General features: G+C 70.5%; 16 protein-coding genes. 4 read left to right on the top strand and 12 right to left on the bottom strand.

Annotated features, from left to right (window positions below):
- Positions 1 to 170 precede the first annotated feature (170 nt).
- From HNP73_RS07795 to HNP73_RS07765, 7 genes are all read right to left on the bottom strand, one after another.
- Complete coding sequence (locus HNP73_RS07795; RefSeq protein WP_184148125.1) at positions 171 to 2,051, bottom strand: heavy metal translocating P-type ATPase; 1,881 nt, start codon at positions 2,049 to 2,051, stop codon at positions 171 to 173.
- Positions 2,052 to 2,054: 3 nt separating this feature from the next.
- Positions 2,055 to 3,035, bottom strand: a complete 981-nt coding sequence (locus tag HNP73_RS07790) for an FAD:protein FMN transferase (protein ID WP_184148124.1) — start codon at positions 3,033 to 3,035, stop codon at positions 2,055 to 2,057.
- A complete protein-coding gene (locus tag HNP73_RS07785; protein ID WP_184148123.1) occupies positions 3,016 to 5,223 on the bottom strand; it encodes a PepSY domain-containing protein in 2,208 nt (735 codons plus the stop codon). The genes HNP73_RS07790 and HNP73_RS07785 overlap by 20 nt, the downstream gene beginning before the upstream one ends.
- Before the next feature lie 12 nt (positions 5,224 to 5,235).
- A complete protein-coding gene (locus HNP73_RS07780; RefSeq protein WP_184148122.1) occupies positions 5,236 to 5,703 on the bottom strand; it encodes a DUF2271 domain-containing protein in 468 nt (155 codons plus the stop codon).
- Positions 5,704 to 5,762: 59 nt separating this feature from the next.
- On the bottom strand, positions 5,763 to 6,137 hold the full coding sequence (locus HNP73_RS07775; RefSeq protein WP_184148121.1) for a hypothetical protein: 375 nt from the start codon (positions 6,135 to 6,137) through the stop codon (positions 5,763 to 5,765).
- Positions 6,138 to 6,219: 82 nt separating this feature from the next.
- Entirely contained in the window at positions 6,220 to 6,411 is a 192-nt protein-coding gene (locus HNP73_RS07770; protein ID WP_184148120.1) for a hypothetical protein, read from the bottom strand.
- Positions 6,374 to 6,685, bottom strand: a complete 312-nt coding sequence (locus tag HNP73_RS07765) for a PepSY domain-containing protein (protein WP_184148119.1) — start codon at positions 6,683 to 6,685, stop codon at positions 6,374 to 6,376. The genes HNP73_RS07770 and HNP73_RS07765 overlap by 38 nt, the downstream gene beginning before the upstream one ends.
- A 150-nt stretch (positions 6,686 to 6,835) precedes the next feature.
- On the opposite strand from HNP73_RS07765, the gene HNP73_RS07760 reads away from it, so the two are divergent.
- The 4 genes from HNP73_RS07760 (at position 6,836) to HNP73_RS23895 (ending at position 11,417) form a co-directional block, all read left to right on the top strand.
- Complete coding sequence (locus tag HNP73_RS07760) at positions 6,836 to 7,495, top strand: response regulator transcription factor (protein WP_184148118.1); 660 nt, start codon at positions 6,836 to 6,838, stop codon at positions 7,493 to 7,495.
- Positions 7,492 to 8,832, top strand: coding sequence for a sensor histidine kinase (locus tag HNP73_RS07755; protein ID WP_184148117.1), 1,341 nt, complete (start codon positions 7,492 to 7,494; stop codon positions 8,830 to 8,832). Before HNP73_RS07760 ends, HNP73_RS07755 begins: the two co-directional genes overlap by 4 nt.
- Positions 8,833 to 9,414: 582 nt before the next feature.
- A complete protein-coding gene (locus tag HNP73_RS07750; RefSeq protein WP_184148116.1) occupies positions 9,415 to 10,773 on the top strand; it encodes a histidine kinase in 1,359 nt (452 codons plus the stop codon).
- Positions 10,773 to 11,417: a response regulator gene (locus tag HNP73_RS23895; protein ID WP_184148115.1), complete on the top strand. Its 645-nt coding sequence runs from the start codon at positions 10,773 to 10,775 to the stop codon at positions 11,415 to 11,417. Before HNP73_RS07750 ends, HNP73_RS23895 begins: the two co-directional genes overlap by 1 nt.
- A gap of 186 nt (positions 11,418 to 11,603) precedes the next feature.
- On the opposite strand, the gene HNP73_RS07740 is transcribed toward HNP73_RS23895, so the two are convergent.
- The 5 genes from HNP73_RS07740 to HNP73_RS07720 are packed head-to-tail and all read right to left on the bottom strand — an operon-like array spanning position 11,604 to position 15,586.
- Complete coding sequence (locus tag HNP73_RS07740; protein WP_184148114.1) at positions 11,604 to 12,140, bottom strand: SRPBCC family protein; 537 nt, start codon at positions 12,138 to 12,140, stop codon at positions 11,604 to 11,606.
- 2 nt (positions 12,141 to 12,142) lie between these two features.
- The gene (locus HNP73_RS07735; protein WP_184148113.1) at positions 12,143 to 13,111 is read right to left on the bottom strand and encodes a vWA domain-containing protein; all 969 of its coding nucleotides are present in this window, start codon (positions 13,109 to 13,111) and stop codon (positions 12,143 to 12,145) included.
- On the bottom strand, positions 13,108 to 13,674 hold the full coding sequence (locus HNP73_RS07730) for a hypothetical protein (RefSeq protein WP_184148112.1): 567 nt from the start codon (positions 13,672 to 13,674) through the stop codon (positions 13,108 to 13,110). The genes HNP73_RS07735 and HNP73_RS07730 overlap by 4 nt, the downstream gene beginning before the upstream one ends.
- Positions 13,674 to 14,693: a vWA domain-containing protein gene (locus tag HNP73_RS07725; RefSeq protein WP_184148111.1), complete on the bottom strand. Its 1,020-nt coding sequence runs from the start codon at positions 14,691 to 14,693 to the stop codon at positions 13,674 to 13,676. The genes HNP73_RS07730 and HNP73_RS07725 overlap by 1 nt, the downstream gene beginning before the upstream one ends.
- A complete protein-coding gene (locus HNP73_RS07720; RefSeq protein WP_184148110.1) occupies positions 14,690 to 15,586 on the bottom strand; it encodes a nonribosomal peptide synthetase MxaA in 897 nt (298 codons plus the stop codon). Before HNP73_RS07720 ends, HNP73_RS07725 begins: the two co-directional genes overlap by 4 nt.
- Between the last annotated feature and the right edge of the window lie 11 nt (positions 15,587 to 15,597).

The raw sequence follows: 15,597 nt of genomic DNA, 5'->3' as shown, positions 1-15,597 counted from the left end.
GCAGTCCTCGCGGGGCTCGTGGCGTTCGGTATCTCCGGTTCAGGGACCGGCCAGCGGGCGGCCTCAGGCACGGAGCAGATGCCCGGACTCGCCGCCAGTGCCCGGATCGTACCGCGTGCGCGGATGACGTCGAGTCGCCGCGGACCGGACTCCACCGGCCGTGCGGGGGTTCAGGCGGTGACGTCCCGAGCCGGCGCCTGCGCGGCACCGACGATCTGTGGCGCGATCCGCAGGGCGCGGAGCGCGTTCAGGATGACCGCCACGTCGATCACCTCCTGCAGCAGCGCGCCCTGCACCGGGGTGAGATACCCGAAGGCCGCCGCCAGCATGCCGAGAACCGACAGGCCGATGCCCACGACCACGCTTTCGAGCGCGATCCGGCGAGACCGGCGGGCGATCTCCACTCCCGGGCCGATGCGATCCACGCGGTCCACCAGCAGCACCACATCCGCAGCCTCGGCGCTCGCGGCCGCCCCCCGCGCGCCCATGGCGACGCCCACGTCGGACGCGGCCAGCGCCGGCGCGTCGTTGACGCCGTCACCCACCATCATGACGGGGCCGCTCCTGCGCTCGGACAGGACCAGCCGGACCTTTTCATCCGGCGTCAGGTCCGCGTGGATTGCATCGAGGCCGAGATCCCTTGTCACCTGCCGGGCCACCTCGGCGCGGTCGCCGGTGGCAAGCACGATCCGGCCGATCCCCTCGCGGCGCAGGCCCGCCAGCATCTCGTCCGTGCCCTCGCGCAGCTGATCGGACATGATCAGGTGTCCCGCCAGACGGCCATCGACCGCCACCGCGACCGTCGCCGAACCCACGGCGCGCAGCGGATGATCCTCGGGCCGCACACCGAGGCGCCCCGCGACGAAACCGTCACCGCCCACCAGGACCGGGTGGCCATCAACGAGCCCGACCACGCCTTCCCCGGGGAGTTCAGTCGCGTCCTCGGGGATCGGCAGCACCATGCCACGTGCCCTGGCCGCCGTGACGATGGCCTGCGCCATCGGATGCTTCGATGCCTGATCGAGACTGGCGGCAAAGCGCAGGATGTCGTCCGCCGCCATACCCCCATGGCTGTCGATCGAGACGATCTGCGGCCGTCCGTCCGTCAGGGTGCCGGTCTTGTCGAGGATGAGCGTGCGAATACGCGCCATGGCCTCGAGCGCCTTCGCGCCCTTGACCAGCACCCCGAAATGGGCGGCGCGAGAGAGCCCCGCCACCAGCGCCACCGGCACCGCGAGGATCAGCGGGCAGGGCGTCGCCACGACCAGCACCGCCACGGCGCGGATCGGATCGCCGGTGAACCACCAGGCGGCGAAGGCGATGGCCACCGTCACGGCGAGAAACCCGAGCGACCAGCGATCCGCCAGCCGCGCCATCGGCGCCTTCGACCGCTGCGCCTCTTCGACGAGGCGGACGATCCCGGCATAGGTGCTGTCCTTGGCCTCGCGCGTGGCTTCGAGGTCGAACGCCTCGCCGGCGTTGATCGAGCCGCTCATCGCCTCCGCGTCCCTGTCGAGGCGCACGGGCAGGGACTCGCCGGTGAGGGCGGCCGTGTCGAGGAAGGCCGTGGCTGAGGCGATCCGCCCGTCAACCGGCACCACGTCGCCTTGCCGGATCAGCAGGCGGTCGCCGGGGGCAAGATCGGCAAGCGGCACGTCCTCGAGCTTGCCGCTCCGATAGCGGGTCGCGGTGCGGGGCACCCGGGTCAGCAGGTCGCGCATCTCACGCCGGGCGCGCCCCTCGGCGAAGAGTTCGAGGAACGTGCCGCCGGAATACATGACGGCAACGACCGCGGCGGCGAGCGTCTCGCCAAAGATCAGCGCCGCCGACATGGACAGCGCCGCGACGATGTCGAGGCCGACCTCTCCCCGTGCCAGGCTGCGCAGGATCTCGACCACCAGCGCCGCCAGCACCGGCACGACGCCGACGAACCAGACGGTCTGCGCCAGTTCGGGCCGGCCGGCGACGTGCAGCGCCAGTCCTGCCACGAGGCCCGTCAGCGCAATGGCGACAAGCAGCGTGTTGAGCCGGTCTCTCTTCGCGTGATCCACGGTCTACTCCTGACCAACCGGGCCCGTCGCCGCAGACTGTCCTGAAAAGAGGCGGCCAACCGCTTGCGATCGCACCCCCTCGTGATCATCGCGCAGAAGGAACAGCGCGTCGAGCCCCATCCGTGTCGCGAGTTCGGGACCTTTCGTCGCTCCCGCCACCATCAGGGCGGTCGCCCAGGCGTCGGCCTCGGCGCAGGTGGCCGCGACCACGGTGACCGAAGCCGGCGGGGCGAGAAGCGGCGCGCCGGTCGCCGGGTCCATCGTGTGCGACAGACGGCGGCCCCGCACCTCGACCCAGTGACGATAGTCGCCGGAAGTGGCGACAGCGGCGTCCTGCAGCGCGAGGATCGAATGCGGCACGCGGCGATCAGGGTCGGGCGCCTCGACCGCGATCGTCCACGCCACGCCACCGGGACGCAAACCGACGGCGCGCATCTCGCCGTCGATCCCCACGAGGCCGTCGGCGATGCCGTGACGGCCGAGCACCGCGGCCAGCCGGTCGACGCCGTACCCCTTGGCAACCCCGTTCAGGTCGAGCGCGATCGGCGCCCGCTTCCGGGCGCTCGTCCCGTCGAGTTCCAGCACCTCATGGGCCGGCAGGCGCCGCGTGGCCATTGCGGCCCTGACCGCTGCCGCGTCGGCGGTCTCCGGGCCGAAGCCCCAGGCACGCACCGCGTCGCCCATGCCGATGTCGAACGCCCCGTCCGAGGCGCGACCGATGCGCAGACCGAGCCCGAGCACCCATGCGAGATCGGGCCGCAGCAAGACCCGCTCCCTCACCGGCGCCCGGTTCAGGCGCATGAGGTCGCTGTCGGGCTTCCAACTGGACATCCCGGCGTCCACGTCATCCACCGCCCGCTGAAGTGCCGCCTGAAGCGGCGCAGGCTCGAAGGTGGGAGGGGCGAAGAACAGCGCGGACCAGCGCGTGCCCATGGTCGGGCCGTTCAGGGCGAAGCGTGCCGGCTCAGTAGACATCTTCCACATAGCGTCCCTCCGCTTTCAGGAGAGCGGGCGTCAGACCAATCGGCGCGAGGATCTCGTCAAGCGCCCGCGCCACGCCCTCGGCCATGTCGCGCCCGCCGCAGACCATGACCCGCGCGCCCCTCATGAGCGCGTCGATCACCTGCGCGGCCTCCTGGCGCAGCGCGTCCTGCACGTAGTGTGGCCGCGCACCGCGCGAGACGGCGGTGGTGAGGCGCGTGAGCCGCCCCTCCGCCCGCCACGCCGCGAGGTCGTCGCCATAGAGGAAATCGCTGGACGGGTGGCGCATGCCGAAGAACAGATGCACCGGGCGACGGCGGGCATTCGCCCGGATGAACCCGGCCAGCGGCCCGATGCCGGTCCCCGCCCCGATCAGGATCAGCGGCGCCCTGCCCCTGCCCGCATGGAAGCCCGGATTGCGGCGCAGGAAGGCGCGCACCGTATCGCCGGGCTCCAGCGCCATCAGCTCACCCGAGCAGACGCCCCCGGTGTGCTTGCGCACGACCACTTCCACGAAGCCGTCCCGGGCACCGGACGCCAGCGAATAGAACCGCGGCACCGTCGAGCCCTGCGGCAGGACACCGAGGAGATCGCCCGCGTGGAACCGCGCGAACCCCCTGCCCAGCAGCCGCCGCGGGAGGCTCCCCCTCGGCAGGGCAAAGCGCAGGATCGCGGTCGGCGCCTGCACCTCGGCGCCGTAGTCGCGCCGCGAGATCAGGCTCAGGGTTTCCGTCTCGGGCGGCACCGGCTGGTGGGCAAGCTCGAGGCTGGTTCCGATCACTGCCCCGAACGCCCGGCCCCAGCGTGCGAAGTCCTGCGGCGACTGGCGATCGACCGTCGCCATCGGCAGCAGCACGGCCCAGCCACGGGCGCGGGCGGCAGCCTCGACGGCGGCGGCATAGGCGCAGAACGCGGGGAAGCCGCGATCGCCGAACCCGAGCACGGCAACCGGCGCCTCCGGCACCTCGCGCAGGCGGGCCAGCCGGTCGAGGAACCCCGTCGCCGAGGCCGGAGCGTCGCCCTCGCCGTAGGTGGCGGCGAGGATCAGGAAACGCTCGGCGCGGGCATGGCGCGCGGGGTCGAACCCGGCCATCGCCGCTACATGCACCGATTGCCCGGCCGCGCGCAGCCCGCTTGCCAGCGTCGCGGCGAAGCCCCAGGTGCTGCCCCCTTCGGAGCCGACCAGGATGACGGTCTCCGCCCGACCCGCCGGGGCGTTGTCCCTGAGCCTCGGTCGCCCGCGCCGGCCCGCGAGCCACACCAGCGTCCCGCTCACACCCATCACCGGCACGCCGAGCGCCATCAGGCCGAGGACGAGGCCCAGCACGGCCGCGCCCTGACCGGTGTGCAGCATGTAAATGGTTTCCGAGACCTGCTGCCAGATCGTCGGGTCGGCCCATGCGAGAAGCGCGCCGGTCCCCTGATCGATCAGGCCGGTGCCGCCGTTGGTCTGCAGGATGAGGGCGTCCCCCGCCGCATCCGCCGCGGAAAAGCTCAGATCGCGAAGCTCGGAGACCGGGACGTCCCGAAGCGCCGCCATGTCGGCCAGCGGAAACCCGGTCGCACCGCTGACGGCCGCCGGCATCATGAGTTGCACCCGGCCGTCCGGCAGCAGGTCGAAGGTCGATGCCACCATCCAGAGCGCCGTCACCGCGGAAAGCGTCAGGGCGGGAGCCGCAACCCGGGCGATCTCCACATGCAGCCGCCCGGCGAGCGGGCCGCGCAGGCGCGCGAACCAGCGCCGCCAGCCGCTCGTGCGCCGTGCGACCAGTGCCGCGCCGGAGAGCCCGAGCACCAGCATCGCGGCCGCCCCCGCCGCCATCACCAGACGGCCGGCGTCGTCGAGAAACAGCGACCGGTGCAGGTTGGTCAGCCACCGCTCCGCCCGGTTCGGGTCGGCCGATCCGACATCGATGCCGGTCGCGGGATCGACCGTGGCCGAGCCCGGTGTCCCCCCGTCAAACCACCAGGCGGTGATCCTGCCCGATGGCGTCCGGCGGATCTGTTCGAGCCCCGGGTGGGTCGCGGCCACCAGCGCGGCCAGCTCGGCCACGGTCTGCTCGGCGGCCGCCTGCGGCGCCGACAGCCGTTCCGCCGCCGGGAAGACCGAGAGGGCTGCCCCGCTCAGGGCAAGCAGAGTGACAAGCGCGAGGGCGACAAGCCCCGGCCAGCGATGGACCGCACGGACCATGACCCGGCCCTTCTATTGATAGGTAAAGCTTGCGATATAGCGCCGTCCCGGAACGGGCGTACCGGCACCCGCCGCCGTCAGCGGCACGGCGATTTCGTTCGGGCTGTCACGCATATCCTCGACGGCGGCGTCGACGTGCAGCGTATAGCCCGCGTCAAACAGCGCATCGGCCAGATCGAGCGTGACCTCGAACGTCCGGCCAGCCCCGACGCTGGCGCCGGTGATGCCGTTGATCTGGGCCGCGTCGCCGCCCGTTGCGGCATACCAGCCGCCAAGGTGCTCGTAGTACTTCGACTTGTCCCCCGCCATCCACAGGCTGCCCACATAGGCGCCCGAGCCATCGGTGACGTAGAGCGCCAGATAGGCGCCATCCCCGCCATAGTCGTTGAGCGTGGTGGTCAGCGTCACCGGGCGGGCCATGGCGAGGCCGGGCAGCGTGAGGGCAGTGGTCAGGGCGAGAGCGGCGAGAAGCGGTTTCACGGAATATCCTGTGGCTGGAGGCTCGGCACCAAAGGCGCGGCGGGAGTGAGGTGAGCGGATCATCTGGTCACCGCCACCGGCGGCGCGCCGTTGCCGAAAAGGCCGTTCGCGGGAGGGGCCACGGTCCCGGCGGGAGCAGGGTTGACGCGGGCGCTGTTGCAGCCGTCGCCATCATCATAATCGTCGCAGTCGTCATCGTCGTCGTCGTCGTGATGCCCGCGCCGCGCACGGTGCCGCTCGTCGTGGTCGTCATCGTCATCATCACTGACCCGGACGAGCGGCCCGCCCCGCTCGGCGTCGCCGAGTATCCGGGCGCAGGCAGTGGTGCTGTGGCGGGGCGCGGAGCCTTCGGCATGCGCGGCGGCAAGCGCCGGAAGACCGATGGCAAGGGTCAGCGCCGTCGAGGCGAGCAGCAGGGAAGGACGGCTCATCATGGCGGGGGGTCTCCTCAGGTTTCGATGCGGCGACCCTGTCGGCTCCACCTGAACGCTCCCTGACAGTCCGGAACTTTGTGCTTCATTCTGGCGTCAGGAACGCGAAGGCCCCGCCGGTCAGGACGGGGCCTTCGGGGAAGAGGATGCGGACGCCGCGGCTGGCGGCGCCATTGCTGACGGACAGGCGGCGGAAAATGCGTGCCCGCGTCAGATCAGCCGCGCGGCGGGAAGAGAGGTCACCGTCCCGCCGGCACTCGACCACGGTCGCCACCATGGTCGTCTTCCTCATATTCAAGGTCGATGACCTGAAGCGTGCCAGGGTGGATCTTGGCCTCGATCGCGCGCCCCGCGGCATCGTGGCCGTCCACCTCGTAGCAGCCGTCGTCGATCTTGATGCGGCGAACGATCCAGCCCTTGTCAGCCGCGAGCCGGGACACGGCCTCGCGCGGCTGCCAGTCCACCATCGGCACGCGACAGTCGTCGTCGGCGAACGCCACGCCGGCGGGAAGGACCGCCAGAGCCGCGAGAATTGCCAGGGTCTTTCTCAAGCGCCACACTCCGGGTTACGGCCAGGATGCCAGCAGTGATGCATGCCGAATCTGACGCGAGCCTGAAGGTGGCTGTCCGGGCGCTTCAGCTTCGTGTCAGGAGAGACGGTCAGAACCTCGAATGAGCAGAATGGCGAAGGACGGCCCCCCATGCGAATCCTGTTGATCGAGGACGATACCGCCCTCGGCGCGGCGGTGCGCGACCAGATCGCCGCCGACGGCCATTCGGTCGACTGGGTGCAGCGGCTGGACGCGGCCCGTGACGCGATCGCCGGAGCGCCGATCGATCTCGTCCTGCTCGACCTGATGCTGCCCGATGGCCGGGGCATCCCCTTCCTGCGCGCGCTCCGGGCGCGGGGCGATGTCACGCCGGTCATCATCCTCACCGCGCTCGACCAGGTCTCCGACCGCATCGAAGGGCTGAACGCCGGGGCCGACGACTATCTGGTCAAGCCCTTCGATCTGGCGGAACTCTCGGCGCGGATCGGAGCGGTCGCGCGACGCTATACCGGCAACCCCAACCCCCTCGTCAGCCACGGATCGCTCGACATCGACCTCGCGGCCCGCAGCATCCGCCGGGAGGGCCGCCCCGTCGCCCTCACCGCGCGCGAGTGGGCGCTCTTCGAGGCGTTCCTCACCCGACCGGGGCAACTGCTGTCCAAGGCACAGCTCGAGGACAAGCTCTACGCCTTCGGCTCGGAGGTCGAGAGCAATACCATCGAGGTCCACGTCAGCCGCCTCCGCAAGAAGCTCGGCGCCGGCGTCATCGAGACGGAACGCGGCCTCGGCTACCGGCTGGGACAGGGATGAGAGGGCCGCAGAGCCTTCAATGGCGCCTCGGCCTGTGGCTCGGGCTCGCCCTCACGCTGGTCTGGATCGCCGCCGCCAGCGTGACCGCCCTCATCGCCCGGGAGGAAATGCAGGAGGTCTTCGACTCCGCCCTGCAGGAAACCGCGCAGCGTATCCTGCCACTCGCCGTCGTCGATATCCTCGGACGCGAGGAAGAGGATGTCGGTCAGCGCCTGTCGGCGATCCGCGAGCATGACGAGTTCTTCACCTACATCGTCCGCGATGACCATGGCCACGTCCTGTTGCAGTCCCATGCGGCCGACTCGGGCGTGTTTCCGGCCTGGGATGGCGTCGGCTTCCGCCAGTCGGCCACGCATCGCTTCTACAACGACGAGGCTGTACGGGGCACGATCCGCATCACGGTGGCCGAACCGCTGAAGCATCGGGCCAGCGTGGCGCGCGAACTCCAGATCGGCCTCGGCCTGCCGCTGCTGGTCGTCGTTCCCGTGGCGCTTCTTGCCATCGTCCTCGCCGTCAGGGCGAGCCTCGCACCGCTCCGGCGGTTTCGCGACCGGCTGGCCGCGCGGGGCGCCCGTGACCTGAGCCGGGTGGCGACCGATGGCCTGCCCGCCGAGATCACCCCGGTCGCCGAGACGATGAATGGCCTGCTCGCCCGGCTGTCGGCCGCCTTCGAGGCCGAGCGCAGCTTTGCCGCCAACGCCGCGCACGAGCTGCGCACTCCGCTGGCAGGCGCCATCGCCCAGGCGCAGCGCCTTCAGGCAGAGACCCGCGACCCCGAGGCGAGGGCCCGCGCCGGCGAGATCGAGGCCACGCTGAAGCGCCTGACGCGCCTCGCCGAACGCCTGATGCAACTCGCGCGTGCCGAAGGCGGTCGGCTCAGACGTGACGGGGCCGCTGACATTCGCCCCGTGGCCCGCATCCTCGCGGACGACCTGACACGCACGGCCGGGCCGGAGCGGATCGTCCTCACCCTGCCAGACGCTCCGGTGCTGACCGATCTCGACCCCGACGCTTTTGCCATTCTCTTTCGGAACCTCGTCGAGAACGCGCTGCGCCATGGAGCGGCGGCGCCGGTCGACGTCGTCCTCTCGGGCGATGGCATCCTGAGCGTCGCCAACGACGGGCCGGTGATCCCCGGGGGCGCTCTCGCCCGCCTGACCAACCGCTTTGAACGGGCCGGCGCGGACGGTGACGGAAGCGGCCTTGGACTGGCGATCGTTGCGGCCATCGCCGGAAGGACAGCATCCCGGCTCGAACTTCTCTCACCCCGCCCGGGTCAGGCGACCGGGTTCGAGGCACGGTTCTCACTGCCACGGAACGGCGACGAGCGGACGTGACCGCGCGCTGTACCGGCGGGTCGCTCCGCACAGTGCCGCACCTCCAGAGTCGGGCACGGTCACGCCGCTACTGTGCTCGTTCGAGACAAACATAGAAAAAAATCCGGCTCGGCACGAAGCCGAGCCGGTACACCACTCCTTCGAACTCCGGGAGGATTATTCGAAATTGCGGAAGGTCTGTCGCGAGTCAGATCGCGGTGTATTTCCCAGTCCGGTGTCTCTCGCCACCTCGACAAAAACAGGTCGGCCCTCATGACCGCGCAGACCGCAGGAGACCAGTTGGGATATCAAAGGTTCCTCCCGGGACTGCTGCACGCCCGACCGTCGTTGGAGGATCATTGCACGTTGGCTGGAAAGAGACGTTCCACACATGAGCAGGAAATCTGGCAACCCGATTGCCACTTCTTCCCGAGCGCGCGAGGACGTCCCGCGCTCCGGGCAACCGCCGCGAACGCCGCCCGGCGCGTCGATCTTGCATTTGTCGTCACCGACGGGCAGCCAGTGTTGCGTGAAACACGACCTTGCGCCCGGTTGCTTCCCGGGGTGGACGCTGCAATTCGTTGCTGAAAAGGGAGGATGGACATGAGCCGCCTGAGTTTGGCAGGCAGGCTATTGCTCGTTGCAGCAGTGATTGGCGCAATCGACATCGTTCTGTGCGGAATCGTGCTCCTCGGCAACGCCCGCACCGCGACCGCTGTGGAGGTCGACGCCAATCTCGGACTTGCGCGCGACTACGTCATCGCCACCGTCGGATCGCTGCTGCGGGGCAACGACCCCGAGGATGTGCTCTCGATCCTGCCGGATACGCTCTATCAGCCGCGTCACGCCCGGATTACCGTCATCGACGCAAAGACCGGAATGGTCCACGTCGCGGGGCCGCCAAGCCAGGATGAAGAGTCAGCACCCGACTGGTTCCGTCAGCTGCTTGCACCACCGGAAAAGACTGTCATCCTGCCGATCCGGGTTGCCAGCGATACCTCTGGCAAGGTCATCATCAGCTCCGATCCGAACGACGAGATCAACGAGGTCTGGGAGGATGTCCGCACCCTCGCGGTGTTTGGCGGCACCGCCTATGCTGCGACGCTCCTTGCCCTCTGGCTCGTCGTCCGCCGCACCCTTCGACCGCTCGCCCGCATGACGGAAGGCGTCGAACGGCTCGGCAGCGGCGACTATGCCACTCGCATCGGTGCCGTCGACGTGCCTGACCTCGCCTTGCTGGCCTCACAATTCGATCACCTCGGCGCGGCGCTCGAACGCACCATTGCCGAAAAGGACGACCTCAACCGCCGCGCCGTCAGCGTCGCCGACGAGGAGAGGAAAGCGATCGCCCGCGAACTGCACGACGAGTTCGGCCCATGCCTCTTCGGCCTCAAGGTCGAGGCGCGGTCGATCCTCGACAGTTCCGTGCGCGACGGGAAGTCGGGGATTGCGGCGAGCGCGCAGTCGATCCTCGCCATCACTGACCAGATCCAGCGCACCAATCAGGCGCTGCTGAGCCAGCTTCGGCCAATGGAACTCGGCCAGCTGCCGCTTTCCGGGGCTCTTGAGGATCTCGCTGATACCATGTCGGGGCTGGGGCCGGATATCGACTGGACGATCGACATCGATCCGGACTTCGGTTCCTATGACGATACGACCGAGCTCACGGTCTACCGGGTCGCCCAGGAGGCGCTGACCAACGCGCTCCGCCATTCCGGCGCCCGCCGCATTGAACTCGTCGCCCGCCGTGATCCGCGCCGCCCGGGCGTCGCGCAGATCATCGTCTCCGACGACGGCCGCGGCCTCGCCGCAGGCTCTGCCCCCGGCAACGGCATCCGGGGCATGCGCGAGCGCGTCGCGAGCATCGGCGGGCGCCTGACGATCGGACCCTCCGCCGAGGGCGGCGTCCGCGTCGAGGCCGAGGTACCACTTGAAGGCGTCGCGATGCAGGAGGCCATCTAGTGTCAAAGACCGCTCTCGTTGTCGATGACCACCCTGTCACCCACATCGGCTGCCGCCGGCTTCTCGGCGAGGCCGGCTACGAAACCATCCTCGAAGCGTCCGACTATACCACCGCCTACCGCGCCTGCGAACGAACGCGCCCCGATCTCATCGTCCTCGACGTCGGGCTCCCCGGGGTTGGCGGGCTGCAGATGATCCGTCCCCTGCTCGAGCGTGCTCCGGGCGCGCGCATTCTCGTCTTCTCAATGAGTGGCAGTCCGGCTTTCGCCGCAACCGCGCTCGGGGCCGGCGCCTTCGGCTATCTCGCCAAGAACTCCTCGCCCGAGGATTTCCTGACCGCAGTGCGCCACATCGAGGCCGGCCAGATCTACCTCGAGCGCGATCTCGCCATCGGCGTCGCCACCCAGAGCGTCGGACGTGACACCAACCCGCTCGCGGCTCTGACCGCCCGGGAGCACCAGATCCTCAAGCTCCTTGCCGATGGCTTCGGCTACAAGGAGATCGCCGCCCACATGAACCTGAGCTACAAGTCGGTCGCGAACGCCTGCACCGGCATGAAGCGCAAGCTCTCTGCGCGCACCTTCTCGGACCTGATCCGCATCGCCGTCAGCAACGCCGAGACCTCGGCTGAGCCGCGCGAGTAGACCCGCGCGGCTCAGGGCAGGACGCCATCCACCGGCGTCTCAATCCCGGAAAACCTGCGACCTGAGACTCCGGATGAAGTCGCTCAGGGATCGCCGCATCCGCTCGAACGGATCGCCCTCCGGTTGCCATTCGGGGAAACGGCCATCGACGAAACGCGAGCACTCTGGCGCGCCCCGACGAAAGCCTCAGCTTCCCGGACCGAAGCGCTCGGAAAGCGCGTCCAGACCGGACTGGACGAATTTCTGGCCGGCCGCCATCGCGGCGGCATCGTCGAGGTCAGGCGGCGGGTCGTTGTTCGGGAAGCCGCGATAGAAGGCGGCGGACCACGTCACTTTCGCTCCTGCCCCCTCCTCGGCAATCTCGATCTGGTTGGAAAAGTTGGTGACGGGGATCAGCTCGAGGTCATCCCCGGTGCGACGAAACGAGATGACGCGCTTGCCGTCATCATGCTTGGCGAGGCGCTCGGCGGCCGTGCTGCCGCCCTCGAAGGTCAGGGTCCGTGACTTTCCGTCGGCGCTGACCTCGGTCCCGGTCACCCCGGGGTACCATGTCATGTCGGCGAAGTTGCCGACGACTTCCCAGACCTCGTCGGGCGAGGCCGCGAGCGTTACACTCCCGGTCGCCTTCTGCCGCGACGGCCCGTGCGCCGCGGCGGGCACGGCCAGCACGGCGAGAAGGCACGCCACGAGCGCCGCCCTCCGGTTCAGGGGGTTGAGGTGCATCATCAGTGTCCTTGCTGTCTGCGGTCCATGAAAACCCGCGCCGCGTAGCCGAGCGCGAGCGCGGCAAGCGCCAGACCCGCGGGAAAGGCGGCGACCGACACCTTGCGGACTTCGGCGCGGGACCGCGTCGCCCGGGCGAAAGCCGAGGCGACCGACGATACCCCTTCGGACATCGCGACGTAGCCGAGGTTCGACGTGCGGGCCAGATCGTGGAGGTAGGCACCTCTCAAGGTCGACAGGTGCTCCTCGCCGCTGAGGTCGGCCTCGCCGTAGGGGTTGTTGCGAGGGTGGAATCCGGGGCGGGACGCGGCGTCGGGGGGCGGCTTGCCTATGCGCCGTGGTGACTGCTGCACGTCTTCCGGGCGATAGAACCCGACCTCGCGGCCGTCGCGGTCGAAGCGCGGGATCGGCATGGGCGTCGCGCCGCCCACGCCGAGGATGGCGCCCCGGACGGGGGTGGCCGCGTCGCCATATGCCGGTTGACCGGCAAAGGGCGGCGGCGGCGCCTCGTGCCCGTCGGTCAGGAAGACGAGGTCAGCGTCGAGCTGTCGCGCCCGGTCGAGCGCGTGGTGGAGGCCGCGGACGATCATGCTGTCGCCCTCCCACGCCATCCGCCAGTCGAGCGCGTCAATCGCGGCGGAGAGGGGGACGTAGTTCTCGCAGACTTCCACAGGCTCGATGAAGGTGAGGCTGCGCCGTTCGGTGAAGACGCCGAGCCCGGCGCGCGAGCCGCAGGGAAGGTTCGCGATCACCCGCGGGAGCTCGGCCCGGACGGCGTCGAGGCGGCTGATCGCACCCTCGCCGAGGTCCATGTCGCGGACGTTCATGCTGCGGGTGACGTCGACGACGAAGACGAGATCGCGCAGCGCGACGACCCGGGACAAGCGCGGGTCCAGCGCTGCGACGAGGGCGGCGAGCCCGGCGAGCGCGAGGAGGAGCAGCGCGGGATCGCGCCAGCGCGCCGCGCTCATGGCGCGCCGCCGGGAAGACCGGGAAGATCGGTCCAGAGCGCCTTCGGTGGCGCCTCGTCCTCGCTCGCCTCCTGCTCCTCCCGGGGCAGGTCGCGCACGATGCGCATGGCGAGATCGAGGTTCACCTTGCCCTGCCAGAAGCCGGGCTCCGCGCGCAGCGCGGCCCGATAGGCGACCTTGGCAAGGGCGACCTGCGGTTCGGCATCGTCGAGGTTGCGGACCTCGATGAGCTCGAAGCCGCGGCGGAGCCGGGCGTTTCCGAGATTGTAGTACCAGGTCCGCATGGCCCGAGCGTCGGCGGAGGCGACGATCAGCGGTCCAAGCGCCTCTGCCTGCTCGATCTGATCGCGGACGAGAAGCCACGCGGCGCGAGCCTCCACGACGCGGAGTGGCGAGCCGGGGCCGGCCGGCACGTCACGGTTGGCCGCGAGCCCCGCGAGGGCGGCGTTCTCTCGGGCCGCACCGATCGCGGCGATGCCGACACCGAGGAAGCCGGCCACTCCGGCGACGGCGAGGGCGACGAGAGCGGCGAAGGCGAGGCGACGGGCAGGCTGGCGCGACATCATGCGTCGTCCTCGAGGATGAGCGCGCCCCGCGGGAGCGGGGGCAACGGGCGGTCGAGGAGGCGCGCCGCGAGGAGCGCGATGATCGCCGCGGTGGCGAGCCCGAACAACAGGGAGCCGAGCGGGCGGCGGGGGCCCTCCTCGCGATAGAGCAGCGGCTTCGCTTCGAGCTTGTCGATTTCGGCGATCGCCTGCGCGACGCCCTCGGGATCCTCGGCCTCGAAAGCGCGGTAGGGCACGCCGAGGCGCTTGAGGAAGAGGTTGAGGTGGCGCTCGGGACGGGCCTGCGCGGTATCGGGCTCGCCCGGTGCCGGCGGCTGGAAAATGCCCTTTGCGCCGCGGGTGCGAAGATAGAGCCAGTAGAGGCTCGCCCCCTGCCGCGCCGCCATGGGCAGGAGCGCCTCCTGCACCTCGCGCGGCACGATCCCGGCGCCGTCCGAGACGAGGACGATCGCGCGGGCCGCATCCTCGGAGGAGTCGTCGAAGAGCGAGAACGCCATGGCGAGGGCGCGCCCGACGTCGGTCTTGCTCAAGCCCGGCTCGTCGATCGCGGCAATCGCCGCCTCGACCGCCGGCTTGTGGTCGGTCATGGGCAGCAGCAGCATCGGCGCCGTCGAGAAGCCGACAACGGCCATGCGATCGTGCGGACGCCGGTGGACGAAGTCCGTCAGGAGCCGTTTGGCGGCTGCGGCCTTCGACTCGTTCTGACCGTCCGGTGTCCGGCCGGCGAAGCTGTCGTTCATGCTGAGCGAGCGGTCGATGACGAGCGCGAGATGCGCGCCCGTGCCCACCCGGACCTGGCTTGCCCGCCCCCACCATGGACCGGCGAGACCCGCCACGAGGGCGGCGATGGCGACCGCGCCAAGCACACGGAGCGTGGGCCCGAGGCCCCTGCCGGCGCGGCCGGCGTCAGCGGCGCCCAGCGCCGGTTGCGCTCGCGCGGGCAGCAGCGGCACCAGAAGCGGCACGAGCGCGAGCGGCAGGAGAAGGAGCACGAGCGGGTGGTCGAGCGTGATCATGCCCGCCCCCGTTCCAGCGCCGCGAGCCGTCGGGCGAGCCCGCGCGTGACGCCCGCGTCGTCCGGCGCGCCGCTGTCCGCCCCGAAGAAGCGAACGCCTGAGCGATCGAAGAAGGCCGAGATCTCGCCGGCGAGTGGCAGGAACTCCGGGCGGGCCGCGACGAAGGCGCCAACGTCCGCGGCGACCAGCGGCCGGTCGTTCGCGGTGTCGAAGCCGCGGTGGAGCGCGAGCGCGGCCCCGGCCGCGTCGGGCGCGCGGCGGGCGGCCCGGGCGGCGGCAGTGAAGGGGCGCGCCGGTCCCGGGCGGAAGGGCCACCACGATTGGTGCGCGGCGAGCGCACCCGCCGAAAGGAGCGCGAGGATGCCGAAGCCTGCGGTGGCCCTGAACAAGGCCCCGGCCCTCGCGGGGCGGACTCCGGCGTCGGGCTGCATGTCGCCGGGCGCGCTCGCGATGAGGATCGGACGGATGGGCGAGGTCACGAAGCCCCAGCCCGGGATCTCGACCTCACTGCCGTCGCTGAGATGCAGACGGTAGGGCGGCACCTCCCGGCGGACCGGCTCGAGCGCCGCATAGAACGTCTGCCACTCGGTGGTGATCAGGACCGCGCGGCGCCCCTCGGCGCGGGTGTCCTCGACCGACGTCGCAAGCAGATCGAGCCAGTACGCCACCGGCCGCGGTCGTGGCAGCGAGCCGGGCACCACGGTCGCATCGCCGGGCAACACGACGAGCGCGCGATGGACGAGCCGGTCGCCGATCCACCAGCCGTAGCCTCGCGGCGCCTCGACGCGGACCTCGGGCTCGACGCGAACCTCGGGCTCGACGCGAACCTCGGGCTCGGGGTGAACCTCGGGCTCGGCGCGGAGGAGCCCCGGACCGAGGAACAGAAGAACCATGAGGACGGCTC

Source organism: Amaricoccus macauensis (genome assembly GCF_014201905.1).
In the GTDB taxonomy this organism is placed as follows: Bacteria; Pseudomonadota; Alphaproteobacteria; order Rhodobacterales; family Rhodobacteraceae; genus Amaricoccus; species Amaricoccus macauensis.
Note: the sequence above shows the minus strand (reverse complement) of the source record. Positions and strands in the feature narration are given on the sequence as shown.